At 69.3% G+C, this 26,721-nt stretch carries 29 protein-coding genes; 24 read left to right on the forward strand and 5 right to left on the reverse strand.

What is annotated here, in order from left to right:
• Positions 1-86: 86 nt before the first annotated feature.
• A complete protein-coding gene (locus FNH05_RS06960) occupies positions 87-608 on the reverse strand; it encodes a CHAP domain-containing protein (protein WP_246127579.1) in 522 nt (173 codons plus the stop codon).
• A gap of 227 nt (positions 609-835) precedes the next feature.
• On the opposite strand from FNH05_RS06960, the gene rpmE reads away from it, so the two are divergent.
• The 16 genes from rpmE (at position 836) to FNH05_RS07040 (ending at position 14,547) form a co-directional block, all read left to right on the forward strand.
• Positions 836-1,063, forward strand: coding sequence for a 50S ribosomal protein L31 (gene rpmE / locus FNH05_RS06965; protein ID WP_144586456.1), 228 nt, complete (start codon positions 836-838; stop codon positions 1,061-1,063).
• Positions 1,064-1,145: 82 nt separating this feature from the next.
• Positions 1,146-2,216: a peptide chain release factor 1 gene (gene prfA / locus FNH05_RS06970; RefSeq protein ID WP_144586457.1), complete on the forward strand. Its 1,071-nt coding sequence runs from the start codon at positions 1,146-1,148 to the stop codon at positions 2,214-2,216.
• Between the two features lie 59 nt (positions 2,217-2,275).
• Positions 2,276-3,052, forward strand: coding sequence for a hypothetical protein (locus FNH05_RS06975; protein ID WP_144586458.1), 777 nt, complete (start codon positions 2,276-2,278; stop codon positions 3,050-3,052).
• Between the two features lie 181 nt (positions 3,053-3,233).
• Entirely contained in the window at positions 3,234-4,097 is an 864-nt protein-coding gene (gene prmC, locus FNH05_RS06980; RefSeq protein WP_144586459.1) for a peptide chain release factor N(5)-glutamine methyltransferase, read from the forward strand.
• 55 nt (positions 4,098-4,152) lie between these two features.
• The gene (locus FNH05_RS06985; RefSeq protein ID WP_144586461.1) at positions 4,153-4,803 is read left to right on the forward strand and encodes an L-threonylcarbamoyladenylate synthase; all 651 of its coding nucleotides are present in this window, start codon (positions 4,153-4,155) and stop codon (positions 4,801-4,803) included.
• Positions 4,803-5,966, forward strand: coding sequence for a glycosyltransferase family 4 protein (locus FNH05_RS06990; RefSeq protein ID WP_144586462.1), 1,164 nt, complete (start codon positions 4,803-4,805; stop codon positions 5,964-5,966). Before FNH05_RS06985 ends, FNH05_RS06990 begins: the two co-directional genes overlap by 1 nt.
• Complete coding sequence (locus tag FNH05_RS06995) at positions 5,963-6,454, forward strand: Cg1360 family ATP-synthase-associated protein (protein WP_425458419.1); 492 nt, start codon at positions 5,963-5,965, stop codon at positions 6,452-6,454. Before FNH05_RS06990 ends, FNH05_RS06995 begins: the two co-directional genes overlap by 4 nt.
• Positions 6,455-6,906: 452 nt before the next feature.
• Positions 6,907-7,689: a F0F1 ATP synthase subunit A gene (gene atpB, locus FNH05_RS07000; RefSeq protein ID WP_144586464.1), complete on the forward strand. Its 783-nt coding sequence runs from the start codon at positions 6,907-6,909 to the stop codon at positions 7,687-7,689.
• Positions 7,690-7,753: 64 nt separating this feature from the next.
• A complete protein-coding gene (locus FNH05_RS07005) occupies positions 7,754-8,008 on the forward strand; it encodes an ATP synthase subunit c family protein (protein WP_144586465.1) in 255 nt (84 codons plus the stop codon).
• Positions 8,009-8,037: 29 nt separating this feature from the next.
• Positions 8,038-8,589, forward strand: a complete 552-nt coding sequence (locus FNH05_RS07010; protein WP_144586467.1) for a F0F1 ATP synthase subunit B — start codon at positions 8,038-8,040, stop codon at positions 8,587-8,589.
• 6 nt (positions 8,590-8,595) lie between these two features.
• Positions 8,596-9,441, forward strand: coding sequence for a F0F1 ATP synthase subunit delta (locus FNH05_RS07015; RefSeq protein WP_425458420.1), 846 nt, complete (start codon positions 8,596-8,598; stop codon positions 9,439-9,441).
• A gap of 108 nt (positions 9,442-9,549) precedes the next feature.
• Complete coding sequence (gene atpA / locus FNH05_RS07020) at positions 9,550-11,193, forward strand: F0F1 ATP synthase subunit alpha (protein WP_144586468.1); 1,644 nt, start codon at positions 9,550-9,552, stop codon at positions 11,191-11,193.
• 8 nt (positions 11,194-11,201) lie between these two features.
• Positions 11,202-12,116, forward strand: a complete 915-nt coding sequence (locus FNH05_RS07025) for a F0F1 ATP synthase subunit gamma (protein ID WP_144586470.1) — start codon at positions 11,202-11,204, stop codon at positions 12,114-12,116.
• A 3-nt stretch (positions 12,117-12,119) separates the two neighbouring features.
• Positions 12,120-13,547, forward strand: a complete 1,428-nt coding sequence (atpD, locus tag FNH05_RS07030) for a F0F1 ATP synthase subunit beta (RefSeq protein WP_144586472.1) — start codon at positions 12,120-12,122, stop codon at positions 13,545-13,547.
• A 166-nt stretch (positions 13,548-13,713) separates the two neighbouring features.
• Positions 13,714-14,079 (forward strand): F0F1 ATP synthase subunit epsilon, encoded by a 366-nt coding sequence (locus FNH05_RS07035; RefSeq protein WP_144586474.1) that lies wholly within the window; start codon positions 13,714-13,716, stop codon positions 14,077-14,079.
• Positions 14,080-14,103: 24 nt separating this feature from the next.
• Positions 14,104-14,547, forward strand: a complete 444-nt coding sequence (locus FNH05_RS07040; RefSeq protein WP_144586475.1) for a DUF2550 domain-containing protein — start codon at positions 14,104-14,106, stop codon at positions 14,545-14,547.
• Between the two features lie 67 nt (positions 14,548-14,614).
• On the opposite strand, the gene FNH05_RS07045 is transcribed toward FNH05_RS07040, so the two are convergent.
• On the reverse strand, positions 14,615-15,184 hold the full coding sequence (locus FNH05_RS07045) for a cob(I)yrinic acid a,c-diamide adenosyltransferase (protein WP_144586477.1): 570 nt from the start codon (positions 15,182-15,184) through the stop codon (positions 14,615-14,617).
• A 25-nt stretch (positions 15,185-15,209) separates the two neighbouring features.
• On the reverse strand, positions 15,210-16,712 hold the full coding sequence (locus FNH05_RS07050) for an insulinase family protein (protein ID WP_246127580.1): 1,503 nt from the start codon (positions 16,710-16,712) through the stop codon (positions 15,210-15,212).
• A gap of 151 nt (positions 16,713-16,863) precedes the next feature.
• Here FNH05_RS07050 and murA point away from each other — a divergent pair, with 151 nt between their 5' ends.
• Positions 16,864-18,138, forward strand: coding sequence for a UDP-N-acetylglucosamine 1-carboxyvinyltransferase (murA, locus tag FNH05_RS07055; RefSeq protein WP_144586481.1), 1,275 nt, complete (start codon positions 16,864-16,866; stop codon positions 18,136-18,138).
• Positions 18,139-18,160: 22 nt separating this feature from the next.
• Here murA and FNH05_RS07060 read toward each other — a convergent pair whose 3' ends face one another.
• Positions 18,161-18,784, reverse strand: a complete 624-nt coding sequence (locus FNH05_RS07060) for a LysE family translocator (protein WP_144586483.1) — start codon at positions 18,782-18,784, stop codon at positions 18,161-18,163.
• A 110-nt stretch (positions 18,785-18,894) separates the two neighbouring features.
• Here FNH05_RS07060 and FNH05_RS07065 point away from each other — a divergent pair, with 110 nt between their 5' ends.
• The 5 genes from FNH05_RS07065 to ehuA all read left to right on the forward strand — a co-directional run bounded on the left by FNH05_RS07065 (position 18,895) and on the right by ehuA (position 24,108).
• The gene (locus FNH05_RS07065) at positions 18,895-20,916 is read left to right on the forward strand and encodes a protein meaA (RefSeq protein ID WP_144586485.1); all 2,022 of its coding nucleotides are present in this window, start codon (positions 18,895-18,897) and stop codon (positions 20,914-20,916) included.
• Between the two features lie 147 nt (positions 20,917-21,063).
• Positions 21,064-21,957, forward strand: coding sequence for an ectoine/hydroxyectoine ABC transporter substrate-binding protein EhuB (gene ehuB / locus FNH05_RS07070; RefSeq protein WP_144586488.1), 894 nt, complete (start codon positions 21,064-21,066; stop codon positions 21,955-21,957).
• Positions 21,958-21,972: 15 nt separating this feature from the next.
• Complete coding sequence (gene ehuC, locus FNH05_RS07075; RefSeq protein WP_144586490.1) at positions 21,973-22,686, forward strand: ectoine/hydroxyectoine ABC transporter permease subunit EhuC; 714 nt, start codon at positions 21,973-21,975, stop codon at positions 22,684-22,686.
• The gene (gene ehuD / locus FNH05_RS07080) at positions 22,686-23,342 is read left to right on the forward strand and encodes an ectoine/hydroxyectoine ABC transporter permease subunit EhuD (protein WP_144586493.1); all 657 of its coding nucleotides are present in this window, start codon (positions 22,686-22,688) and stop codon (positions 23,340-23,342) included. Before ehuC ends, ehuD begins: the two co-directional genes overlap by 1 nt.
• Position 23,343: 1 nt before the next feature.
• Entirely contained in the window at positions 23,344-24,108 is a 765-nt protein-coding gene (gene ehuA / locus FNH05_RS07085; RefSeq protein ID WP_144586509.1) for an ectoine/hydroxyectoine ABC transporter ATP-binding protein EhuA, read from the forward strand.
• Positions 24,109-24,153: 45 nt separating this feature from the next.
• On the opposite strand, the gene FNH05_RS07090 is transcribed toward ehuA, so the two are convergent.
• Positions 24,154-24,711 (reverse strand): cysteine hydrolase family protein, encoded by a 558-nt coding sequence (locus tag FNH05_RS07090; protein ID WP_144586495.1) that lies wholly within the window; start codon positions 24,709-24,711, stop codon positions 24,154-24,156.
• A gap of 71 nt (positions 24,712-24,782) precedes the next feature.
• On the opposite strand from FNH05_RS07090, the gene FNH05_RS07095 reads away from it, so the two are divergent.
• Both FNH05_RS07095 and FNH05_RS07100 read left to right on the forward strand, forming a co-directional pair.
• Complete coding sequence (locus FNH05_RS07095) at positions 24,783-25,736, forward strand: GlxA family transcriptional regulator (protein WP_144586497.1); 954 nt, start codon at positions 24,783-24,785, stop codon at positions 25,734-25,736.
• 18 nt (positions 25,737-25,754) lie between these two features.
• Entirely contained in the window at positions 25,755-26,525 is a 771-nt protein-coding gene (locus FNH05_RS07100; RefSeq protein ID WP_144586499.1) for an enoyl-CoA hydratase-related protein, read from the forward strand.
• The last annotated feature ends 196 nt before the right edge of the window (positions 26,526-26,721 follow it).

A 26,721-nucleotide genomic window follows, 5' to 3' on the forward strand; every position in this document is an offset into this window, starting at 1 on the left:
TAGCAAACATCCCTTGCTTCAGTTCCGGGCCCCGACCTTCCGCGTGACCCCCAGTACGTGTGCGCGCGGACGTGCCGGGGTGTCCGTCACTGGTGGGGGACGGCGGCCGGGGTCCAGCCCCGGTAGTTGTTGAAGTAGTTGTAGCCGCCCATGGCCTTGGTCACGTGGCCGATGTGGCCGTTGACGCTGGTCGCCCAGAAGCCGCCCGCGCCGTCGGAGATGCCGACGTGGCCGTAGGCGCTGATGTTCCAGTACACGAAGGCACCCAGCGGCGGGCTGTAGTTGCCGGGGTGCTTCGGGCTGGCGCCGTTCCAGTGCGCGTTGGCCGAGGCCCACACCCCGGTGGTGCCGTAGGCGTTCTCCGCGGCCTTCTCGCAGTAACCCTGGTAGGCGGTGCTGCCGTTGTGGTTGGCGTACCACTGGACGGCGCCGGCGGGGGTGCCGTCGCCCGCGGAGAGGATCGAGACGTCACTGCTGACGTTCTCCGGTGCCGCGGTCACCGCGGCCTCGCTGGTGGCGGGAGCCACCGCCAGTGCGGCGAACGCCAGTGCGGCGACCGCCGCGGGTTTGACCGTCCGGGACAGCAGCCGCTTCACGGTTGTGGACATCGGTCCCCTTCCTCCTGTTGGGAGCTCGGATGTGCCCGAGGCTGCCGGGGACGTGTACACGAAACGTACAAGCGTTCAAGAAGGTGAACTGTCAACGAAGTACGGGGAATAGGCGCGCGACAGGGCGCGTTGTCACCGGTGCCAGCCTGTCTGGCAGAATTGATCCGCTGAAGTCCGGCTCCGGTTCACCTCAGGCGAGGACCCGGCGGCCACGATGAGAGGACCCCATGAAAAGCGGTATTCACCCCGACTACGTGGTCACGACGGTGACCTGTGGCTGCGGCAACACCTTCCAGACGCGGAGCACCAAGACTTCCGGTGCGATCCACGTGGAAATCTGCTCCAACTGCCACCCGTTCTACACCGGCAAGCAGAAGATTCTGGACACCGGTGGCCGGGTCGCGCGCTTCGAGGCGCGCTACGGCAAGCGGCAGAAGAACAACGCCGCCAAGTAGCTTCACCGACGGCGCCCGCCACCCGGCCACCGGGGGCGGGCGCCGCTTTTTTGTTCTGGTTTCGCCGAAGTGAGGTCACCAAGTGGATTCGTCTTCCCTGCACGGGTTGCTCGACGAGTACGCCGAGCTGGAAAAGCAGCTCGCGGACCCGGCGGTGCACGCCGACCAGTCGCGCGCGCGCAAGCTGGGGCGGCGCTACGCCGAACTGACGCCCGTGGTCAAGGCGATCGGTGAGCTCGACAGGGCCCGCGACGACCTCGCCGCCGCGCAGGAGCTCGCCGGCGAGGACGCGGGCTTCGCGGCCGAAGCCCAGGAGATCGCCGCGCGCATCCCCGCGCTGGAGTCCCGGCTCACCGAGCTGCTGCTGCCGCGCGACCCGTACGACTCCTCGGACGTGGTCATGGAGATCAAGTCCGGTGAGGGCGGCGAGGAATCGGCGCTGTTCGCCGGGGATCTGCTGCGCATGTACCTGCGCTACGCCGAGCGCCACGGCTGGAAGGCCGAGGTGCTCGACTCGGTGGAATCCGATCTCGGCGGGTACAAGGACGTCACGGTCTCCTTGAAGAGCAAGAGCGGCGCGGTCGACGGGGTGTGGGCGCGGCTCAAGTTCGAAGGCGGCGTGCACCGCGTGCAGCGGGTCCCGGCCACCGAGTCGCAGGGCCGTATCCACACCTCCGCGGCGGGCGTGCTGATCTACCCCGAGCCCGAGGAGGTCGAGGTCGAGATCGACCCGAACGACCTGCGCATCGACGTGTTCCGTTCGTCGGGGCCGGGCGGGCAGAGCGTGAACACCACCGACTCCGCGGTGCGGGTCACCCACCTGCCCACCGGGATCGTGGTCTCCTGCCAGAACGAGAAGTCGCAGATCCAGAACCGGGCGCGGGCCATCCAGGTGCTGCAGGCCCGCCTGCAGGCGCTGGCCGAGGAGGAGGCCGCCAGCAAGGCGGCCGACGCGCGGCGTTCGCAGGTGCGGACCGTGGACCGGTCCGAGCGCGTGCGGACCTACAACTTCCCGGAGAACCGGATCTCCGACCACCGGGTCAACTACAAGGCGTACAACCTCGACCAGGTGCTCGACGGCGACCTGGATGCCGTGCTCGACGCACTGGCCGGCGCCGACCGTGAGGAACGCCTCGCCAGCGCGGGCGCCTGAGCCCCGGCCGGTGCCGTGAGGGGCCCCCTCACGGCACCGCTCGCGGTAGCTTTGGCGCCATGGGGCTGCGCCAGTGGTACCGGAAGCGGCACATGCGTGACCCGGTCGCGGGCACGTTCACCGTGCGCCGCACGGCCACTCTCGACATTTCCGACGGCCATCACACCCTCCGCCTGTCCGGTGTGCTGCGGGGCCCCGGGGTGCCGCCGGAACCGGTCACGGTCACCGAGGTGTTCGCCGCCGAGGCCGAACTGCCGGAACCCGGCACCGAGTACCCCGCCGCCATCGACCGGGCCCGCACCTCAGTGTTCGTGGTGCGGTGGCCGGGCAGATCGATGACCGAACTCATGGCGCAGCGAGCCCGGGACGCGCGGGAGGAGCGGGCGATCCGGCTCGGGCTCGACCCGTCCGCCCTGCCCGAGGACGAGCCGCCGCAAGGATTCCGGGACGCACTCGAGCGCGCGGTATGCGAGGCGACGGGCGATCTCGACCGGCTGCCGGACGGGAGCACCCCGGTGTCGGTGGCCGAGGCGGATCGGCTGCTGCGGACCGGTGAGGCGGCGACGGCGGTGATCAGCGCGATCAGTTTCCTGCGCGTGCCGAAGAAACTCCTGCCCTCGCGGGAGGCGAGCCTGGCCGATGTCGCACTCGACATCCGGCGTGCGGACGGCACGGCCTACGCGGCCATCGCGCGGTTCGGCTTCCGCACCGCTGCCAGGCGCGCGCAGATCGGTTTCGCCGGGGCGACGGTGCCGGTGCGGATCGACCCCGGGGATCCCCGCCGGGTGGCGCTGGACCGCCACCGGCTTCCCCCGCTCCCGGACCGGCCGCGCTGACCGGGCCCCGCACGGCCTCGGCTCGCGCCGGGGGGAGGCTGGGCCTGCGCGCGTGCCCGGGAGGTTCCGGCATCCGGACGCCCCGGTGGGCGACCTATGGTGGAGGAGTGCGGAAGTCCGCGAGCCGGATTCGCGGCATAGGTCCCCGTGAGGTGGAGCGGGCTGTGTCAAAGTTAGTGCCGTGAAGCGGCAACCGTTACGCCTGGCCATCATCGAGGCGACCAGGATCCTCGAAGCGGCCGGCGTCGCCTCCCCCCGGGCCGATGCCGAGCTGCTGGCCGCGCATGTGCTGGGGGTCGACCGCGGCAGGCTGCCGATGATCCCGCTGGTGGACCCGCCGGTGATCGAGGCCATCGGGCAGCTGGTCGCCCAGCGGGCCAAGCGGGTGCCGCTGCAGCACCTCACCGGGTGGGCCGCGCTCGGCGACATCACCGTCAGCGTCGGCCCCGGCGTGTTCATCCCCCGGCCCGAGACCGAACTGCTCCTCGAATGGGGGCTCAAGCTGCTCAACGGGCGCGAGTACCCGGTCGTGGTGGACCTGTGCACCGGTTCCGGGGCGCTCGCGCTGGCGGTGGCGCACGCCCGCCCGGACGCCGTGGTCTACGCGGTGGACATCGACCCCACCGCGCTGGCCTGGGCCCGCCACAACGCCGACGCGCGGGCCGAGGCCGGTGACACGCCGATCCGGCTGTACTCCGGCGACGTCGGTGACAGCACCATCTTCGCGGAGCTGGACGGCCTGGTGGACCTCGTGCTGTCCAACCCGCCCTACGTGCCGCCGGGCGCGGAGCTTTCGCCCGAGGTGATCGACTACGACCCGGCGCAGGCCGTGTTCGCCCCCGACGGGGGCCTGGCCGTGATCCGGCAGGTGGTGGCCACCGCGGCCCGCCTGCTCAAACCGGGCGGCGGCGTGGCGATCGAGCACGACGACACCCACGCCTCCGCCGCCCCCGCGATCGTTTCGGCCCGCAAGGTGCTCACCGACGTGGAGGACCACCGCGACCTCGCGGGACGGCCCCGGTTCGTCACCGCCCGCCGCGTCTGACCCACTCGCACGGCCCTCAGGAGAGGCGTTCGGCGACCCGGATAGTCTCTAGGGCATGAGTGCGGTGTACGACTGCAGTCGGCCGGAATCCCGTGCGGACGGACTGGCGGCGGCCGCGAACGCGGTCCGGTCCAGCCGCCTGGTCGTGCTGCCGACCGACACGGTCTACGGCATCGGAGCGGACGCGTTCGACGCGGGCGCGGTGCGCGCCCTGCTGCGTGCGAAACATCGCGGCCCGGACATGCCGGTCGGGGTGCTGGTCGGCTCCTGGTCCACTGTGGATGGTCTCGTGCTGGGGATGCCGCCGCAGGCCAGAGCCCTGATCGAGGCGTTCTGGCCGGGGGATCTGTCCATTGTGCTGCCGCATGCGCCGAGCCTGCAGTGGGACCTCGGCACCACCCGGGGCACCGTCATGCTGCGGATGCCGCTGCACCCGGTCGCGCTCGAACTGCTGCGCGAGGTCGGGCCCATGGCCGTCTCCAGCGCGAACGTGTCGGGGCAGCCTCCCGCGTCCACCGCGCAACAGGCGCAGGAACAACTCGGCGAGTCGGTGTCGGTCTACCTCGACGGCGGGCCGAGCGGAGACCCGGTCCCGTCCACGATCGTGGACCTCACCGGGGGAGAACCCGTTCTTCTCCGGGTGGGGGCGGTCAGCGCGGAAGCGGTGTCGGAAGCGCTCGGCATGCCGGTGACCGACCCGTCCTGATGACTCCCATCGCCACCGCCGGACTCCCCATCCGGGAATACATCCTCGTCGGGCTCATCGCGGCGACGCTGACCTACCTGCTCACCGGTCTCGTCCGCCGGTTCGCCATCCGCGCCGGCGCGATCGCCAATCCGCGTGCCCGTGACGTCCACGTCATCCCGATCCCGCGCATGGGCGGGCTCGCCATGTACCTCGGCGTGGCCGGGGCGATGGCCATGGCGCACCAGTTGCCCGTGCTGCGGCGGGCCTTCGAATACTCGCTCGACCCCGTCGGGGTGCTCATCGGCGGCGGGGTGATCGTGCTGATCGGCGCGGTCGACGACCGGTTCGAAATCGACGCCTGGACCAAACTGGCGGGCCAGGTGCTGTGCGCGGGCATCCTGGTCATCTTCGGCGTGCAGTGGAACGTGTTCTGGGTGCCGTGGGGAGGCAACGGCGACTCGATCGGTTCGGTGGTGACCCTCGACAGCAACCAGGGCGGCCTGCTCATGGTGGTGCTGGTGGTGCTGCTGGTCAACGCGATGAACTTCGTCGACGGGCTCGACGGGCTGGCCGCGGGCCTGGGATTCATCGCGGCGACGGCCACCTGCGCCTTCTCGCTCGGCCTGCTCAACTCCTCGGGCGGGGATGTGGGCGTCTACCCGCCCGCCCTGATCGCCGCCACCCTGGCCGGCGCCTGCCTCGGCTTCCTGCCGCACAACTTCCAGCCCGCGAAGATCTTCATGGGCGACTCGGGGTCGATGATGATCGGCCTGATGCTGGCAGGCGCCACCACCTCGGCCTCCGGGAAGATCAACTACACCCGTTTCGGCGGTTCGGACGCGCTGGCACTGCTGTCCCCGCTGCTGGTCGTGGTCGCGGTGCTGTTCCTGCCGGTGCTCGACCTGCTGATGGCGGTGATCCGCCGCACCCGCCGCGGTGAGAGCCCGTTCGCGGCGGACAAAATGCACCTCCACCACCGGTTGCTGGAAATCGGCCACTCCCAGCGCCGGGCGGTGTTGCTCATTTACCTGTGGGCCGGTTTGCTCGGTTTCGGCGCCGTTTCGCTGACGTTGTTCGATACCACGGCGGTAGTCTGGGTGGTCGGTCTCGGCCTGCTGCTCGCGGTGATCGTTTCAATGATCCCTAGACTGAGGTCGAGGAACCAGCAGGGAGTGCCATGACCGAGTCCACCGAAACGACCGCCGAGACGACCACCGAGAAGACCGCCGTGACGACTGCCCAAACCGAGAATCCCCACGCCCAGTCCGTGCTGAAGCTGGCCGACGCGATGTACCGCGGTGCACTCTGGCCGGGTGTCGCGACCGTGGTCGTGGGCGCCGTCGTCGCCACGGTCGTGGTCGGGCTGCCGGGTCTGTTCGGCGCCGTGGTGGGGGGTGTGGTGGCCTTCGCCTCCTCGCTCGCGACCCTGTGGATGATGCGCAAGACCGCCGCGATGGAGCCGATGGCCGTGATGGCCGTCGCTCTCGGTGGTTATATCTTCAAGGTGCTGGTGCTACTGGGCGTGATGATGCTGCTCCGGAATGTGGGGTTCCTGCACCCGAAAGCGTTGGCCTTCACCATGCTGGCGGTGATTCTCGTGTGGGCTGCCGCCGAGTTCGTGGCCTTCCGCAGGACTCGGATTCCGACGATCATTCCGGCTTCGGACTAGCGGTCCGCAGTACCGGCTAACGCGCTCCAAGATCCGCTCTTACCCCTCTGACCAGGGAAAAGGGCGGATTTCTTGGTTTCGGGCACCGATCGGGGCGGCACAGCTGATCAGTACTCGCGTTCGTTAAGGAGTACGGGCGTACGGTGTCGGAATACCGGCTGGTATCGTCCGCATTGCGGAGGCGGAAATCGGCCGCGCTCCCGAAGGCGGAACCCCGACCAGCACCGTGGCGATCGTGATGGAGCCATGGGTCCTGCGGTCGGTACAGGGTTTGCTCTCGGTGATCGTCACGCTGATTCTCCTGGTCGGCCGGTGTGTTCGCTCTGTTCACCTGCTGTTCACTCAGGGGAGCCGCTTCCCGCTACCCGAAACGTATCGGGTACGTTAAGTCCTGATCGTGACGATTCCCCCGGCGGAGTGAACGCCGGCCGGGAGAACCGGAAGGAGCCCAGTTGGGCGCGCTGGTACTAGCCGCGGGTGACACTTTTACTCCCCCCGGTGCCGGAGACTTCAACCTGCCGTCGATCTTCGGCCAGGTCACGAAGCCGATGCTCCTGGTCGTGCTGTCGGTGATCATCGTCGCCGCGTACTTCCTCATCAGCTCACGCAAGCTGAAGATCGTCCCGAGTCGGGGCCAGTTCGCCGCCGAGTATCTGTACAACTTCGCGCGCAACGGCATGGCACGCGAGCAGATCGGCTCGAAGGACTTCCAGCCCTTCATCCCGCTGGTCCTCGCGCTGTTCAGCTTCGTGCTGGTCAACAACATCTTCGGGCTGATCCCCTTCTTCCAGTTCCCGACCATGGCGCACATCGGCTTCCCGCTCGCGCTGTCGGTACTGGTGGTCTACCCGGTCTACCACTTCGTCGGGTTCAAGCGGCACGGCTTCGTCGGCTACCTCAAGCACGCGACCGTGCCCCCGGGCGCCCCGCTGGCGATCTACTTCCTGCTGACGCCGATCGAGTTCCTGCAGAAGTTCGTGCTGAACCCGGTCACGCTGGCGATCCGGGTCTTCGCCGCGATGTTCGCAGGCCACCTCATCCTGCTCGTGTTCACCGCCGCCGGCGAGTTCCTGCTGGTGAATGCGGCTCCTGCCTTCAAGCCCATTTCGGTGGTCTCGTTCGCCTTCGCGATCCTCATGACGTTCGTCGAGGCCCTGATCCAGGTCATCCAGGCCTATGTGTTCGCCGTGCTGTCGGCCAACTACATCGGTGCCGCGCTGGCCGAAGACCACTGAGAAGAAACCGCAACCACAAGCCCCCGATCCGCGTAGTAGCGGACCGAGTGAAAGGGAAATGCAAGTGAGCAACGTTCTTGCTGAGGCCGCCGCGTCCACCACCAACCTCAACCCCGGCCTCGCCGCCATCGGCTACGGCCTGGGCGCGATCGGCCCCGGTATCGGTGTGGGTCTGATCTGGGCCGCGGTCATCAACGGCACCGCCCGGCAGCCGGAGGCCCAGGGCAAGCTGATGGGCATCGCCTGGACCACCTTCGTGCTGACCGAGGTGCTCGCCCTGATCGGCCTGGTCGTCTACTTCATCGCCTCCGCCGCCTGAGTTCACCGCTCACCGCTTAAGGAGTCGTTGTGGTGAAGACCCAACTCGTGCTCGCCGCCGAGTCCGCGCCGCCCAATCCGGTTCTGCCGAACATCCCCGAGATCATCGTCGGCCTGGTCGCCTTCCTGATCCTGGTCTGGCTGCTCAAGAAGTTCGCCGTGCCGCGCTTCGAGAAGCTGTACGAGGAGCGGACCGCCGCGATCGAGGGCGGGATCGACAAGGCCGAAAAGGCGCAGGCCGAGGCAGAAGAGGCACTGGCCAAGTACAAGGCGCAGCTCGCCGACGCGTACGCGGAAGCGGCCAAGATCCGTGACGACGCCCGGCTCGAGGCCGAGCGGATCAAGGAAGAGCTGCGGGCCGAGGCGCAGGACGAGGCCGCGCGCATCATCGCGCAGGGCCACGCCGCGCTGCAGGCGCAGAAGGCACAGATCGTGGCCGAGCTGCGGGCCGAACTGGGCCGGAACTCGATCGAACTGGCCAGCCGCATCGTCGGGGAGTCCCTCGAGGACGACGTCCGGCGGCGGGGCACCGTGGACCGGTTCCTGGCCGAGCTCGGCACCGGTAACGGAGCAGGGAACTAAGGGCCGATGGCTGTCATGACGCAGACGACGCAGACGTCACTGCACGCCGCCAGCCGTGAGGCGCTGGCCGCGGCGGAAAGCCGCCTCGCCGAGGTGCTCGGCGAGGCGGGGACCGACCCGGCCGCCCTCGGTGGCGACCTGTTCGCCGTGGTCGAGCTGCTGACCGGGGAGATCGGCCTGCGCCGGGCCCTCGGGGACGGTTCGTCCGACCCCGGTGCCCGCAAGCGCCTGGCCACCTCCCTGCTGACCGGCAAGATCTCGGCGCCCGCGCTGAGCGTGCTCGAGACCGCGGTCGGCCAGCGGTGGTCGAGCCCGCGGGAGCTGGTGGACGGCCTGGAGTCGCTGGGCCGCTCGGCGCTGTTGACCAGCGCGGAGAAGGCCGGGAACCTGGACACCGTCGAGGACGAGCTGTTCCGGATTGCCCGTATCGTGGTAGGTAAGCCGGAGCTGGAGCAGGCGCTGTCCGACCAGGCGGCGCCGGCCGAGGCCAAGCGCAAGCTGGTGCGCGATCTGTTCGGTCCCAAGGTGCAGGCGGTGACGCTCACCCTGGTCGAGCAGGTGGTCGCCCGCAGGTCGGGCCGTGGCGTCGGTTTCGGCCTCGACCAGCTGGTCAAGCTGACCGCGGAGCGGCGTGCTCGTTCGGTTGCCTACATCGTCAGCGCGAGCGCCCTCTCCGGCGAACAGCGGGAGCAGCTGGCCGAGAAGCTGCAGGGCATCTACGGGCGGCCGATCGCGCTGCACGTCGAGGTCGACCCCCGCCTTGGCGGCGGACTGGTCGTCCGGGTCGGTGACGAGGTCATCGACGGCAGTGCGGCCGGCCGGATCGCGGCGCTGCGCAGGCAGCTCGCGTGAGAGGGCCCGCGGGCGGGGACGAGGAGCCCCCGCCGCGGGACGGGCGACAACGCGGACGACAACACAGACTTTGAACACTGGCAAGAACGAAGCGAGAGCGGGAACGACATGGCGGAGCTGACGATCTCCTCGGACGAGATCCGTAGCGCGATCGAGAACTACGTCTCGAGTTACTCACCGGACGTGAGCCGGGAAGAGGTCGGCGTCGTCGTGGACACCGGCGACGGCGTCGCGCACGTTGAGGGCCTGCCCTCGACCATGGCCAACGAGCTGCTGGAATTCCCCGGCGGCATCCTCGGTGTCGCCCAGAACCTCGAACCGCGCCAGATCGGTGTCGTGATTCTGGGTAACTACGAGTCCATCGAAGAGGGCCAGGAGGTCAAGCGGACCGGGCAGATCCTGTCGATCCCGGTCGGCGACAACTTCCTCGGCCGGGTCATCGACCCGCTGGGCAAGCCGATCGACGGCCTCGGCGACATCGAGTCCACCGAGCGCCGTGCCCTGGAGCTGCAGGCCGCCTCGGTGGTGCAGCGCCAGCCGGTGTCGGAGCCGCTGCAGACCGGTATCACCGCGATCGACGCGATGACCCCGATCGGCCGCGGCCAGCGCCAGCTGATCATCGGTGACCGCAAGACCGGCAAGACCGCGGTCTGCGTGGACACCATCATCAACCAGAAGGCGAACTGGGAGAGCGGCGACCCGACCAAGCAGGTCCGCTGCATCTACGTCGCGGTCGGCCAGAAGGGCTCGACGATCGCGGGTGTGAAGAAGGCGCTCGAGGACCACGGCGCGATGGAGTACACCACCATCGTCGCGGCCCCGGCCTCCGACTCCGCCGGCTTCAAGTGGCTCGCCCCCTACACCGGTTCGGCATTGGGCCAGCACTGGATGTACCAGGGCAAGCACGTCCTGATCGTGTTCGACGACCTGAGCAAGCAGGCCGACGCCTACCGCGCGATCTCGCTGCTGCTGCGCCGCCCGCCGGGCCGCGAAGCGTTCCCCGGCGACGTCTTCTACTTGCACTCCCGTCTGCTCGAGCGGTGCGCGAAGCTGTCCGACGAGCTCGGCGGCGGGTCGCTGACGGGTCTGCCGGTCATCGAGACGAAGGCCAATGACATCTCGGCCTACATCCCGACGAACGTCATCTCGATCACCGACGGCCAGTGCTTCTTCCAGTCGGACCTGTTCAACTCGGGCCAGCGCCCGGCGGTCGACGTGACCACCTCGGTCTCCCGTGTCGGTGGTGACGCGCAGATCAAGGCGATGAAGACGGTCTCGGGCTCGCTGCGGATCGACCTGTCCCAGTACCAGGAGCTGCAGGCGTTCGCCGCCTTCGCCTCCGACCTGGACGCGACCTCGCGTGCCCAGCTGGACCGCGGTGTCCGCCTGTACGAGGTGCTCAAGCAGCCGCAGTACTCGCCGATCCCGGTCGAGCAGCAGGTCGTCACCGTGTACCTCGGCACCAATGGGCACTTCGACGACGTGCCGGTCGAGGACGTCGCGCGGTTCAACCACGAGCTGCTGGAGAACCTGCGCCACAAGCACGACGACATCCTCGCCGAGATCCGCGACAAGGGCCGCTGGACCGACGAGCTGGCCGAGCGTGTGGTCGGGGCCACCGGCGAGTTCAAGAAGGGCTTCACCACCTCGGGCGGCCAGACCCTGGTCAACGAGGCCGAGGCCGAGGCGATGGATGCCGACAAGGTCGGGCAGGAGACCGTCAAGGTCAACAAGCCCGCCCCGAAGAAGTGACCCGATAGCTGATGGCACAACTTCGCGAGCTCCGGGGAAAGATCCGGGCGACCAAATCGATCGGCAAGATCACGAAGGCGATGGAACTGATCGCCACCTCGCGTATCGGCCGTGCCCAGGCCAGGGTGGCCGCCTCGCGGCCGTACGCCACGGAGATCACCAAGGTGCTCTCCGCACTGGCCAGTGCGGCGTCCAACCTGGACGACCCGTTCCTGGTGGAGCGGCCCAACCCGAAGCGGGCGGCGGTGCTGGTCGTGACCAGCGACAAGGGCCTGTGCGGCGGGTACAACGCCAACGTGCTGCGGGCGACCGAGGAGCTGCTGGCGCTGCTGCGTGAGCAGGGCAAGGAGCCGTCGGTCTACGTCATCGGCGGCAAGGGCCTGAACTACTACCGGTTCCGGGGCCGCGAGGTGGCCGGCTACTGGACGGGCTTCTCCGACCAGCCGCACTACGAGAACGCGGCCGAGACCGGCAAGGCGCTGACCGAAGCGTTCCTGGCCGAGGACGGCGTGGACGAGGTGCACATCGTGTACACCGAGTTCAAGTCGATGCTCAGCCAGGTGCCGACCGCCAAGCGCATGGCGCCGCTGGAGGTCGAGTACACGGAGGAGGAGGTGCAGGGGTCGGCCAAGCCCGGCGAACTGCTGCCCTCCTACGAGTTCGAGCCCAGCGCGGACCGGCTGCTGTCGGCCCTGCTGCCCAAGTACATCAACACGCGGATCTTCGCGGCGTTGCTGGACTCGGCGGCGTCCGAACTGGCCGCCCGGCGCACCGCCATGAAGGCGGCCTCGGACAACGCCAACGAACTGGTGAACACCTACACCAGGTTGGCGAACCAGGCCCGGCAGGCCCAGATCACCCAGGAGATCAGCGAAATCGTCGGTGGGGCCGATGCACTCGCCGCTGTAGGAAGTGAAGACTGAGCAATGACTACTACCGAAGTAGCCGCCAAGGGTCGCATCGTCTCCGTGACCGGTCCGGTCGTCGACGTCGAGTTCCCGCGCGGCGCGGTCCCCGAGCTGTTCAACGCGCTGAAGGTGGAGATCGAGTTCGCCGAACTGCGCAAGACGGTGACGCTGGAGGTCGCCCAGCACCTGGGCGACAACCTGGTTCGCACCATCTCCCTGGCCCCGCAGGACGGTCTGGTCCGCGGCGCCGAGGTCATCAACACCGGCGGGCCGATCTCGGTGCCGGTCGGTGACAAGGTCAAGGGCCACGTCTACAACGCGCTGGGCGACTGCCTCGACCAGCCGGGCTACGGCGCCGACCTGGAGCGCTGGGCGATCCACCGCAAGCCGCCCGCCTTCGACCAGCTCGAGGGCAAGACCCAGATGCTGGAGACCGGCCTCAAGGTCATCGACCTGCTCACCCCGTACGTGCAGGGTGGCAAGATCGGCCTGTTCGGCGGTGCCGGCGTGGGCAAGACGGTGCTCATCAAGGAAATGATCACCCGTGTCGCCAAGAACTTCGGTGGCACCTCGGTGTTCGCCGGGGTCGGCGAGCGCACCCGTGAGGGCACGGACCTCTTCCTGGAAATGAGCGAGGACGGCGTCATCAACGACACCGCGCTCGTGTTCGGGCAGATGGACGAGCCGCCGGGCACCCGTATGCGGGTCGCGCTGTCCGCGCTGACCATGGCGGAGTACTTCCGCGATGTGCAGAACCAGGACGTGCTGCTGTTCATCGACAACATCTTCCGGTTCACCCAGGCCGGTTCGGAGGTGTCCACCCTGCTGGGCCGGATGCCTTCCGCGGTGGGTTACCAGCCGACGCTGGCCGACGAGATGGGTGAGCTGCAGGAGCGGATCACCTCGACCAAGGGCCGGTCGATCACCTCGATGCAGGCGATCTACGTGCCCGCGGACGACTACACCGACCCGGCGCCCGCGACCACGTTCGCGCACCTGGACGCCACCACCGAGCTTTCCCGGTCGGTGTTCCAGAAGGGCATCTTCCCGGCGGTGGACCCGCTGGCCTCCACCTCGACCATCCTCGACCCGGCGATCGTCGGCGAGGAGCACTACCGGGTCGCCTCCGAGGTCATCCGGATCCTGCAGAAGTACAAGGAGCTGCAGGACATCATCGCGATCCTCGGTATGGACGAGCTGTCCGAAGAGGACAAGCTGACCGTGCAGCGGGCGCGCCGCATCGAGCGGTTCCTGTCGCAGAACATGCTGGTCGCCGAGACGTTCACCGGCCAGCCCGGTTCGACCGTGCCGCGGTCGGAGACCGTCGAGGCCTTCGACAAGATCGCCAAGGGCGAGTTCGACCACTACCCGGAGCAGGCGTTCCTGGGTATCGGTGGCCTGGACGACCTCGAGAAGAAGTACAACGAGATCACCAAGAAGAAGTGAGCTGACGACGAGCGGCGGGGTCGGTGTCCTTTGTGGACGTCACCCCGCCGTTTTCGATAGTCGATCCGGGCGTATTAGACTCGTGGCGAGTGCCCGGCGGCGGGGCGGGCCCAGTGCAGTCGAAGCTGCCGAGGGGCTGGAGGAAATGCTGTGAAGGAGAAGCTACGTGGCTGAGATTTCCGTCGAGCTTGTCGCCGTCGAGCGCCGACTCTGGTCGGGCCAGGCCACGTTCGTGGTCGCCCAGACCACCGAGGGTGAAATCGGCATCATGCCTGGTCACGAGCCGGTCCTCGGGCAGCTCGTCGAGGGCGGCGTGGTCAAGGTGAACACCACCGACGGTTCCGTGGTGGTCGCCGCGGTCCACGGCGGTTTTCTCTCCGTGACCAACGAGCGCGTGAGCGTGCTCGCGGAGTCCGCGGAACTGGCCGAGGAGATCAACGTGGAGGAGGCGCGGGCCGCGCTGGGCCACGAGGACGAGGCGGAACGGGCGAAGGCAACCGCACGCCTGCGGGCGGCCGGCCAGTCGGTCTGATCGGGCAGCGAGCGGGAGCCGGCCATGGACATCACCGAAATCGCCGTGATTGTCCTGGTTCTCCTGCTCGGCCTTGTGGTCATTTCGGCGTGGTACGGCCTGCGCTGGGTCCGGATGCGGCGCAACGGCGGCGTGAGTGTCGCGCTGCGCTGGAAGCCGGACAACGCGCGGGCCGGCTGGCATCTGGGGATAGGGCGCTACGAGGGCGAGGTGTTCGCCTGGTACCGCGTGTGGAGCCTGCGGACCGGGCCGGACCGGGTGTTCGACCGTGACACGCTGGTGATCGCGGACCGCCGTGACCCGGCGGGCACGGAAGCCTATGCCGTCCCCACCGACGCCACCGTGCTGCGGTGCGAGTCGGACGGCCGTGAACCCATCGAGATCGCGATGGGGCCGGGGGCGCTCACCGGGTTCCTGTCGTGGCTGGAATCGGCCCCGCCGGGAAGGCGCGTTCCCCGCGCCAGCTGAAGGGCTTTACGAGACGAAGAAACGCCGTGAGGGGTTCCCTCACGGCGTTTCGGCTTTCCGGGGCGGTTCATTCGCCGCCGGGCTTCCAGAGCACGTCACCCCCGGGATTGGCCAGGCGGGCCAGGATGAACAGCAGGTCGGACAGGCGGTTGAGGTACTTCACCGCGATCGCGTTCGTCCGCTCGGGGTCGGCCTCCACCAGTGCCCATCCGCTGCGCTCCGCGCGCCGGGCGACCGTGCGGGCCTGGTGCAGGAACGCGGCGCCGGGGGTGCCGCCGGGCAGGATGAACGAGGTCAGCTTGCCGAGCCGCTCGTTGAACCGGTCGCACCAGTCCTCGAGCCGCGTGATGTAGTCCTCGGTGATGCGCAGGGGCGGGTACGGCGGATCGGGCACGATCGGGGCACACAGGTCCGCGCCCACGTCGAACAGGTCGTTCTGGACGCGGCGGAGTACCGCGCCGATCTCTTCGTCGAGCGCGCCGACTGCCAGTGCCAGCCCGATCACCGAGTTCGCCTCGTCGACGTCGGCGTAGGCCCCCAGCCGCGGATCGGTCTTCGGCACCCGGGAGCCGTCGCCCAGTGCGGTGGTGCCGTTGTCGCCGACCCTGGTGTACACGCGATTGATCCTTACGGCCATGACGCGAAGTCTAGAGGCCGTTTCGTCAGGACTGTTCGAACAGGCGCATGGAATCGGGGGCGTCGAAGTACAGCGCCGGATCGAAACGCGACCGGAGGTCCCGCACCAGCGAACGTCCGCCCCGCCAGTCTCCGGGACGCACCGTGATCTGCCCGCCGCTCCGGGAGAACAGGTGCAGGATCGGCAGGCCGCCGTCGGTCGCCTCGACCGCGACCCCGGCGACGTCGTCGTAACGGGCCACGGCCACCGGCACCGGGCTGTCCCCGTAGAAGGTGGTGAGGCCCTCGTCGCCGACCACGAGCCGCAGTCCCCTCGGCGCGGTGGAGCCGATCAGTGCCCGTTTGAGTTCGCGTCCGGGCACCGGGGCGACCGCGGTCGCCAACTCCGGCAGGTCCGGGGGAAGCTGCCCGAGCGGTCCGCACAGCACGAGGCGGGTGGCGAGATCGCGGGCCGCGGCCGCGACCGCCCCGGGTCGCAGTCCCGCCAGCACGGCCTCCTGCTGTGCCTGTGCGGACGGCCATCCGGTCAGGTGGGCCATGGCCGCGTCGAACGCCCGGTATTCGGCGAAGCCGGGCTCGGCGACCTGTTCGAGCAGGCTCTGGCGGTCCATGCCCAGCTCTTCCGGGGCCGGGCCGTTGGCGCCCAGCTTGTCCAGCTCGGCCCGGATCGCGTCGGCCACCCGGCGCGCCTGCTTGTCGGGCACGTCGGTACCGAAGCCGATCACCGCCTGGCGGGGGCCGACGAGCTGGTGGTCGAATCCGATGTCGTAGACGAGCCCTTCCGAATGACGCAGCCGTTCGGTGAGCCGCTCGATCAGCACCTGGACCGCGCAGGCCAGTTCGGGCGTCCAGGCCACGAGCGCGCAGCCGGCCACCCCGTTCGGGATCGCGGTCTGCGCGGGGGTGGCCAGACCGAACGGGGCCACCGCGGGCGGGCGCGAGGCGGGACCGTCCGGCAGTGGCAGGCGCAGGTCCGCCGGGGGCGGACCGGACAGCACGAGCGCGGCGTTGCCGCGGTGGAACCAGCGGGCGCACCACTGGCGCACCTCCTCCTCACCCGCCCGTGCCGGCGCCACGCTGATGTTGCCGATCAGGCCGTAGGCCCGGTTTCCGTACCAGATCGAGGCGGGCAGCCACGCGGTCACGCCCGGCCCGTCACCGCTGCGTTCCTCCGCCAGCAGCACCCCTCGCTCGGCCTCCAGCGGCCCGGTGTCGAGCCGCGACAGGGACGTGCACACCCGGCGCAGGTGCTCGGCGACGGTTTCGGGCGCGCTGGTCACCTCGAAGCCGGTGTGCAGCACCTCGGTGGTCGCGTTGTTCTGGTAGCGGTTCGTGCGCACCGGCCGCATCGCGAGGTGCTCGACCAGATGGGTGAGCCCCGTTCCGAGGAAGTCCTCGTGGGCCGTGCCGACGCCGAAGACGAGTGTCGCGCTGAGCCTGCCCGACGGCCGTCCGCTCCAGAACACCGGTACGCCGTCGATCTCGGTGCGGTGCACGGGCGGGAGGACCGGTGCGGAGTGTGAGGCCACGGTCTCGCTCAATGTTCCCCCAGGAGTTCTCACGCGGGCGATCGGCGTTGGGAAGCGCGCAGTGTTTCACATTTTCCCCGCCCGGGGGCCGCGGTCCGCTATCACCCGCCCCACGAAGGTGGCGGGTATCCCGGCAGGCATGATGGCGGCCATGAGCGAGCACTTCGATGTGCATGGTGGTGCCCGGCTGACCGGCGAAGTCGAGGTCGTCGGGGCGAAGAACAGCGTCCTGAAGCTGATGGCCGCGGCGCTGCTCGCCGAAGGCACCACGACGATCACCAACTGCCCGCAGATCCTGGACGTCCCGCTGATGGCGGATGTGCTGCGCAGCGTGGGCTGCACGGTGGACCTCGACGGGGACACGGCCCGCATCACCACGCCCGCCGAGCTGTCCCACCGTGCCGACTCCCCGGCGATGAGCAAGCTGCGAGCCTCGGTGTGCGTGCTCGGTCCCCTGGTGGGCCGGTTGAAGCGCGCCGTGGTGGCGCTGCCCGGCGGGGACGCGATCGGCTCCCGGCCGCTGGACATGCACCAGAACGGCCTGCGCAGCCTCGGCGCGACCAGCACCATCGAGCACGGCTGCGTGGTGGCCAAGGCGGACACCCTGCAGGGCGCCCAGATCTGGCTCGACTTCCCGAGCGTGGGCGCGACCGAGAACATCCTCATGGCCGCGGTGCTCGCGAACGGCACGACGGTGATCGACAACGCGGCGCGGGAACCCGAGATCGTCGACATCTGCACGATGCTCGTCCAGATGGGTGCCGACATCGAGGGCGCGGGCACCTCCACCCTCACCGTGCACGGCGTGGACGCGCTGCACCCGACCGAACACCGCGTCATCGGTGACCGCATCGTCGGCGCCACCTGGGCCTTCGCCGCGGCGATGACCCGGGGCGACATCACGGTGCGCGGGGTGAATCCGCACCACCTCGACCTGGTGCTGGACAAGCTGCGGCTCGCCGGGGCCGAGGTGACCCCGTTCGACGGCACCGGTTTCCGGATCGTGCAGGAGGACCGGCCGAAGTCGGTCGACTTCGTTACCCTGCCGTACCCGGGTTTCGCCACCGACCTGCAGCCGTTCGCCGTCGCGCTGTCCTCGATCTCCGAGGGCACCTCGATGATCACCGAAAACGTCTACGAGGCGCGTTTCCGGTTCATCGAGGAGATGCAGCGGCTCGGCGCGGACGCGCGGACCGACGGGCACCACGCGGTGGTGCGCGGGGTGGAGAAACTGTCGAGCGCGCCGGTGTGGGCCTCGGACATCCGGGCCGGTGCGGGCCTGGTGCTGGCCGGGCTGTGCGCCGACGGGATCACCGAGATCTGGGACGTGTTCCACATCGACCGCGGCTATCCGCATTTCGTGGAGAACCTCAACCGGCTGGGCGCGCGGATCGAGCGCGTGGCGGGCGACCCCGAGCGTTCCTGAGCGCGTCTCTCGCGGCGGGTGATCAGCTCTCCGCCGCGAGTGCCACGCCGAAGCCGATCAGGGCGGTGCCGGTGATGCCGTCGAGCGAGCGCCGCACCTTCCGGCGCGACAGCCAGTCACGGACGCGGTGGGCGAGCGACATCAGCACCAGCAGCCACAACCCGCCGAGCACGGTGACCGTGTAGGCGAGCAGCAGCGCCTGCCCGGGGCCGGTGTGGTGCGGGTCGAGGAACTGCGGCAGCACCGAGAGGTAGAGCGCGAGCACCTTGGGGTTGGTCACGTTGGACAGGAAGCCCTCCCGCCAGCGCCGGAACCCGCTCGCCCGTGAACCGATCGCGTCCATCGCGGCGTAGTCCCCGCGCCAGGCCCCGCGCAGGGCCTGGAAGCCGAGGTAGCACAGGTAGGCCACGCCCGCCCAGCGCAGGGTGACGAACACCGGCTGGGAACGGGCGATGAGCGCGCCCAGCCCGAGCGCGACCGCCGTGCCCTGCAACAGGTTTCCGACGGTGATGCCGAAGGCGGCCATCAGGCCGCCCCGGGTCCCGCCGGAGAGGGCGTTCTTGAGGGTGACCGCGGTGTCCGGCCCGGGGGCGAGCACCACGAGCACGACGAAGATCAGGTAGGTCCCGTACAGGTGCCAGGTCACCTGGCGGACGTTACGGTGGATCACGGGGGAGTGAGTATGACGCGCTGCACAGCCAGGGGAAGTTACCAGCAAGTACCCTGGGAGCGTCATTTTCACCATGGAGGTGCACCGTGCCCTATCCGACGGACCGTGAGCGGGACCGACCCTGGGTGATGCGCACCTATGCGGGACATTCGTCGGCCGCGGCCTCCAACGAGCTCTACCGGCGCAATCTCGCCAAGGGGCAGACGGGGCTGTCGGTCGCCTTCGACCTGCCCACCCAGACCGGGTACGACGCCGATCACCCGCTCGCCAAGGGCGAGGTCGGCAAGGTCGGGGTGCCGGTCGCCCACATCGGTGACATGCGCAAGCTCTTCGACGGCATCCCGCTCGCCGAGGCGAACACCTCGATGACCATCAACGCGCCGGCCATGTGGCTGCTCGCGCTGTACGTGACGGTCGCCGAGGAACAGGCGAAGGCCGAGGGCCGCGATGTCGACGAGGTGCTGGCCAAGCTCGCCGGCACCACGCAGAACGACATCATCAAGGAGTACCTCTCCCGCGGGACCTACATCTTCCCGCCCGCGCCGAGCCTGCGGCTGATCACCGACGTGATCGCCTGGACCGTGCACCACGTGCCGAAGTGGAACCCGATCAACATCTGCAGCTACCACCTGCAGGAGGCCGGGGCGACGCCGACGCAGGAGGTCGCCTACGCGCTGTCCACCGCGATCGCGGTGCTCGACGCGGTGCGCGACTCCGGGCAGATCGACGAGGCCGACATGGGCAAGGTCGTCGGCCGCATCTCCTTCTTCGTCAACGCGGGTGTGCGTTTCGTCGAAGAGATGTGCAAGATGCGCGCGTTCACCAGGCTGTGGGACGAGATCACGCGCGAGCGCTACGGCGTCACCGACGCCAAGGCCCGCCGCCTGCGCTACGGCGTCCAGGTGAACTCGCTGGGGCTGACCGAGGCCCAGCCCGAGAACAACGTGCAGCGCATCGTGCTGGAGATGCTCGCCGTCTCCCTCTCGCGTGACGCGCGTGCCCGCGCGATCCAGTTGCCTGCCTGGAACGAGGCACTGGGCCTGCCCCGCCCCTGGGACCAGCAGTGGGCGCTGCGGATGCAGCAGGTGCTCGCGTTCGAGACGGATCTGCTCGAGTACGAGGACATCTTCGCCGGTTCGCACGTCGTCGAGGCCAAAGTCGACGAGATCGTCGAGGGCGCCCGCGAGGAGATCGCGCGCGTGGCCGGACTCGGCGGGGCCGTGGCCGCCGTCGAAAGCGGCTACATGAAGTCGCAACTGGTTTCGTCGCTGGCCGAATACCGCCGCGCGGTGGAGTCCGGCGAACGGGTCATCGTCGGTGTCAACCGGTTCGAGACCACCGAGCCCAGCCCGCTTCAGGCGGAGGGGGCGAAGGCGATCGAGACGGTCGACCCGGCCGTGGAGAAGCAGGCCGTGGCCGCGCTCGAGGAATGGCGCGCGCACCGGGACGACGAGGCCGTCGAGCAGGCTCTCGCCACCCTGCGCGAAACCGCGAAGACCTCCGAGAACCTCTTCGAGGCCACCCTCGCCTGCGCGCGGGCCGGGGTGACCACGGGCGAATGGGCCGGCGCGCTGCGCGAGGTGTTCGGCGAGTACCGGGCACCCACGGGCGTGTCCGCCGCGGCCGCGGGCGGCACCGCCGACGAGGTGGTCCGCGTGCGGGACCGGGTGCGGGCCACCGGCGAGGAACTGGGCGAGCGGCTGCGCATCCTGGTCGGCAAGCCGGGGCTCGACGGGCATTCCAACGGTGCCGAGCAGGTCGCCGTGCGGGCCCGCGACGTCGGCTTCGAGGTGATCTACCAGGGCATCCGGCTGACCCCGGACCAGATCGTGGCGGCCGCGGTGCAGGAGGGCGTGCACGTGGTCGGGCTGTCCGTGCTGTCCGGCTCGCACCTCGAGGTGGTGCCGCAGGTGGTGGACGGACTGCGGGCGGCCGGGGCCGGGGACATCCCCGTCATCGTGGGCGGCATCATCCCCGCCGAGGACGAGCGGCTGCTGATCGAACGAGGGATCGCCCGGGTGTTCACGCCGAAGGACTACGAGCTGACCGAGATCATGGACGAGATCGTCACGGTGATCCGCCAGGCACACGGATTACCGCAGGACTGACCCGGTTTTGTGACGAATTGTGCGATTGTCGTCACCGAACGTGGACATCTTTCCGGTAACGGGATGGGTCCCCGCTCGGTGACCTTTTGACCTGTCTGTGGGCAGCACCTACGTTCGGTAGGCATCCGAGCGAAAAGGGGTGCTGCCATGGCGGGCAACGAATGGACGCGACGGGATTTCTTCAGGCGTTCGGCGGTCGTGGGCCTGGCGGCGGCCGCCGGGCCCGCCGTTCTCACCGCCTGCCAAAGCACGAACAGCGGCGACACGCTCAGCGCGGCGAAGAACGCGAAGACGATCAAGATCGGTATCGCGAACGAGGCGCCCTACGGTTTCACCGACAGTTCCGGTAACACCACGGGGGAGGCGCCCGCGGTGGCGAAGGCCGTTTTCGCGGCGCTGGGCATTCCTTCCCTGCAGGCCAGCGTGGTGCCCTTCGACCAGCTCATCCCGGCCCTGAACGCCAAGCAGTTCGACGTGGTGGCGGCCGGGATGAACATCACCCCGGTCCGCTGCAAGGCCGCGCTGTTCTCCGACCCCGACTATTCGGCGCTGACCGCACTGCTGGTGCCGTCCGGAAATCCGCAGGGCGTGCGGAACCTCAACGATGTCGCTTCGAAGAACCTCAAGGTCGCGGTGCTTTCCGCCGCGGTGGAAAAGGGTTACGCGACCGCGGCCGGGGTGCCCGAAGGAAATATCGAAACGCTGGACACCCAGGACAATCTGCTCCGCGCGGTGACCGCGGGCCGGGTGTACTGCGCCGCGCTGACCGACATTTCCCTGAAATGGCTGGTGAAGCAGAATTCCGGGGCCGGGGTGGAGGTGACACCCGGTTTCCAGCCGGTCCAGAACGGTCAGCCGGTCGCCTCCGCGGGCGGTTTCGTGTTCCGGCAGGCCGACACCCCGCTGAGGGACGCTTTCAACCAGCAGTTGCAGGTCCTGCACTCCAACGGCGAGTGGCTGCGGCTGGTCTCGCCGTTCGGTTTCGGCGAGGCCAACCTGCCGCCCGCGGGACTGACCACCGCGAAACTGTGCGCCGCCTGATCGGCGGGCCCGGTCATGTCCGAAGAGACCCGGTACATCCTTTCCTCGATTCTCGACGGGGTCGGCCCGACCGTCATCGCGACCGTGGGCGGGATAGCGCTCACCATCGTCCTGTCGTTCCTCGCGGGACTGGCGATGCTGTCGCCATCGATCGCCGTGCGGTTCCTCTCCCGCGTCTATGTGGAGGGTTTCCGCGGGACTTCCGAAGTGGTGCAGCTGTTCTGGCTGTATTTCGTGCTGCCCGCGCTGGTCGGGCTGCAACTGATCCCGTTGTTCGCCGGGGTGCTCGTGCTCGGGCTCAACCACGGCGCCTACGGCGCGGAAATCGTGCGCGGGTCCATCCAGTCGGTGCCCCGGGCACAGCGGGAAGGCGCGACGGCCCTGTCGCTGACGCCCGCCCAGCGCATGCTCCGCGTCGTCCTGCCGCAGGCGCTGGTGGAGATGTACCCGCCGTTCAACAACCTTTTCATCCAGTTGCTGAAGAGCACCGCGCTGCTCTTCTTCATTTCGGCCGGGGAAATCACGGAGAAGGGGGAGTTGCTGCGGCCCGTCTACGGTGACCGGCTGGTGTTCATCTACGGGGTCGAACTGGTCTGCTACCTGATCCTGGCGGTGATCATCACGGTGATCATGCGATGGCTCGAACGGGTGGCGGCGCGGCGCCTCGGCCGGGCACCGGTCGAACGGACCGGCGTGTTCGGCCGCACCAGCACCGCGGGGGTGGGCTGATGCAATGGGACTGGGTCAACGCGTGGGCGTCGATTCCGCTGCTGCTCGAAGGGCTGCTGGTCACCCTCGAACTGACCGTGCTGGGTTCCGTGCTGGCGTACCTGCTGGGCCTGGTCCTCGCGCTGATCCGCCGGTGGCGGATCCCGGTGCTCAGCCAGGCCGTGTTCCTGTTCGTCGAGGTGGTGCGCAGCACGCCGCTGCTCATCCAGGTGTTCGTGATCTTCTACCTGCTGTGGCCCGCGCTGCACATCCGGCCCTCGGCGTTCGCCACCGGTGTGCTCGCCCTGGGCATCCACTACGCCACCTACACCTCGGAGGTGTACCGGGCGGGCATCGACGCCGTCCCGCGCGGGCAGTGGGAGGCGGCGACCGCGCTGAGCCTGCCGCGCGGCCGCGTCTGGACCGCGGTCATCCTGCCGCAGGCCGTGCCCAGGGTGCTGCCCGCGCTGGGCAACTACATGATCTCGATGTTCAAGGAAACGCCTTTGTTGCTGGCCATCGGCGTGCTGGACGTGCTCAACCGCGCGAAGGAGCAGGGGGCCGAGACGTTCCGGGTGATCGAGCCCTACACCCTGGCCGGGCTGATGTTCCTGGCCATCAGCTACCCGGCTTCGATTCTGGTGAGAAGGTTGGAGCGCCGTGCCGGTGACCGCTGAAATGATCCGCTTCGAGTCGGTCGTGAAGAAGTACGGCGACCACGTCGTGCTGCGGGACCTGGACTTCACCGTCGCGCCGGGGGAGTTCGTCACCCTGATCGGGCCCAGTGGTTCGGGCAAGACCACCATCCTGCGCCTGCTGATGACCCTGGAGCGGATCGACGCGGGCCGGATCTACGTCGGCGGCGAATGCCTGACCCACGTGCGCCGCGACGGCAAGTGGGTCCCCGCCGGGGAGAAGTACCTGCGCCAGAAGCGCAAGCGGATCGGCATGGTGTTCCAGCAGTTCAACCTGTTCCCGAACATGAGCGTGCTGCGCAACCTCACCGAGGCGCCGATCCGCGCACTGGGCCTGTCCAAGGGCGAGGCCGAGGCGCGCGCGGTCGACCTGCTGGAGCTGGTCGGCCTGGGCGACAAGGCGAACGCGCACCCGAGCACGCTCTCGGGCGGGCAGCAGCAGCGCGTGGCGATCGCGCGGGCACTGGCGATGCGGCCGGAGGTACTGCTGCTGGACGAGGTGACCTCGGCGCTGGACCCGGAACTGGTGGCGGGCGTGCTCAAGCTGCTCAAGGACATCGCGGCCACCACCGACATCACGTTCCTGTGCGTCACGCACGAGATGCAGTTCGCCCGGGACGTCTCCGACCGCGTGATGATGTTCGACCAGGGCCGGGTCATCGAGCAGGCGCCGCCGGGCGAGCTGTTCACCGCGCCGTCCCACCCGCGCACCCGGGAGTTCCTGCGCGCGGTCGTGGACCGCGCCTGAGACGCCGATTCGTACCGGCGCGGTCCCTGTCCGTCGCAACCGCGGTCAGGCGGTACCGAGGATGTTCCCGACGGTGCGCACCGCGGCGAAACCTCCGCCGTGCAGGTTGGCCGCGGTCACCTCGGCGAGCCGCTCGGCCGGGATGACGGAGCCGTCCGGGCCGGTGAGATCGAAGGTGAAGGTGGCATCCAGGGCGACGGTGGTGCGGTAGCCGAGATTCCCGGCCATTCGCGCGGTGGTTTCCACGCACATGTTGGTCTGGATGCCCGCGAGCACCAACTCGGTCACCCCCCGCTCCTTCAGCCAGGCGTTCAGGTCGGCGTCTCCCAGAAACGCCGAGTTGACCTTCTTGGTGACCAGCAGCTCCGGCCGGATACCGTCCAGCTCCGGTCTGAGCAGGTTGCCGTCCTGACCGGGCCGCAGCGGGGATCCCGGCTGGACCGAGTCGTGCCGGGACAGCACGATCGGCCTCCCCTCCTGCTGCCAGCGGTGGGCCAGGGCGAGCATGCCCTCTTCCGCACCGGGGTTGTTGCGCCGCCCCCAGTAGGCGCTGTCGGCGAAGCCGCGCTGCATGTCGATGAGAAGCAGAACCGGATCAGTCATGCCCACGAGTTTCGTGGCGCGGAAGCCGTCACGGGAGTGGCAAAAGAAGCTCGCCGCGGTACTTTTCTGCCATGTACACCGTGGGCGTGCTGCTGCTGCCCGCCAGCCGGGCGTTCGACCTGGCCGTGGTGGGCGAGGTGTGGGGACAGGACCGGACCGACGACGGCATCGGCCCGTTCGCCCTGCGACTGTGCTCGGCCGGGCGACGGCCGGTGGAGCTGTCCCCGTTCGGCCGCGTCGCCGCCGATCAGGGGCTTTCCGGGCTGCGGGGCTGCGATCTGGTGATCGCCCTGGGGCGCGCCGATCCGTTCGCCCCGGTGCCGCCGTCGGCGGCCAGGGCACTGCGCGCCGCGCACGAGGCGGGCAGCACCGTGGCCGCCCTCTGCACGGGGGCCTTCACACTCGCCGCGGCGGGGCTGTTGGACGGCAGGCCGGCGACGACGCACTGGCGGCATTTCGACGACCTCGAAGGAGCCGCACCCGGGGCCCGTGTGAGCCGCGACGTGCTGTTCACCGGCGAGGACGGGATCTTCACCTCGGCCGGCGTGGTCGGCGGGGTGGACCTGTGCGTGTACCTCGTCCGGCGGCACCAGGGCGCGGAGGCGGCCGACGCACTGGCACGCCGCCTGGTGATGCCGCCCGCCCGTGAGGGCGGCCAGCGGCAGTACGCCGGGGTCGCGGTGGCGCCCCGTCCCGCGCGCCCGGGCATCGCGTCCACAATGGACTGGGCGGCGAACCGGCTCGACCGGCCCATCGGGGTGGGGGACCTCGTCCGGGAGGCCGGGATGAGCCCCCGCACCTTCCACCGGGAGTTCACCGCCGCCGTCGGCATGACCCCCGGCCGATGGCTGCGAGCACAACGGATCCGCCACGCGCAGCGGCTGCTCGAGGCCACCGACCTCACGGTCGAGGGGGTCGCACGCAAGGCCGGGCTCGGTACCGCCGCCAATCTGCGCCGGCGGCTGCGGGCCGAACTGGGGGTGGCGCCCGATTCGTACCGCCGAACCTTCCGGCAACCGGGCTAGCGAACTACGGTTCGGGGTATGGGCGAGTACGAGCACATCCTTCTCAAGCGCGAGGGTGACACGGTCACCATCACCATGAACCGGGCTTCCCGGCGCAATTCCCTGTCCTCGGACCATCTCGCGGAGCTGCTCGCGGCGTTCCGCGAGGTGGCGGAGACGGACGCGACGGGCATCGTGCTGGCCGGTGCCGGGCCGGTGTTCTCGGCCGGGCACGACTTCGGCGACGTGGCCGCGCGGGACTTCGCCGGTGTCCGGGAGCTGCTGCGGTTGTGCACCGAGCTGATGCGCACCATCGAGGCCGTGCCCCAGGTGGTGATCGCCCGGGTGCACGGGCTGGCCACCGCGGCGGGCTGCCAGCTGGTCGCCTCGTGCGACCTCGCGGTCGCCGCCGAGTCGGCCGGGTTCGCGCTGCCCGGCGGGAAGGGCGGCTGGTTCTGCCACACCCCGGCGGTGCCGGTGGCGCGGGCGGTCGGGCGCAAGCGCCTGATGGAACTGGCCCTCACCGGCGACCCGATCGACGCCGCCACCGCGCTGGACTGGGGTCTGGTCAACCGCGTGGTGCCGGATGCCGAACTCGACGAGGCCGTGGCCGAACTGCTGGGCCGGGCCACGCGGGGCAGCCGTGCGAGCAAGGCGCTGGGCAAGCAGACGCTGTACGCCCAGCTCGACCGCCCGGAGGCCGACGCCTACGCCCTCGCCGTCGAGGTGATGGCGGCCGCCTCGCAGACCCCGGACGCCAAGGAGGGGATGGCCGCCTTCCTCGAAAAGCGCAAGCCGCACTGGTCCTGAGCCGTCGGATTGCCGTGAGGGGTCCCCTCACAGCCCTGTCGACCGGGGTCCCGGCAAAGTCGCGTGAGTGTTGGCCGTGAAGGGTCCCTTCACAGTCAATTTGACTGTGAAGGGACCCTTGAGTTTTAACGTTTGGTTTTGGTTTTTGTCTTGTTTTGTCCGCGTCGGCTGTTTTTGCGGTGGGTGGGGTGCCGGT

Origin of the sequence: Amycolatopsis rhizosphaerae, assembly GCF_007713715.1 — a bacterium.
In the GTDB taxonomy this organism is placed as follows: Bacteria; Actinomycetota; Actinomycetes; order Mycobacteriales; family Pseudonocardiaceae; genus Amycolatopsis_E; species Amycolatopsis_E rhizosphaerae.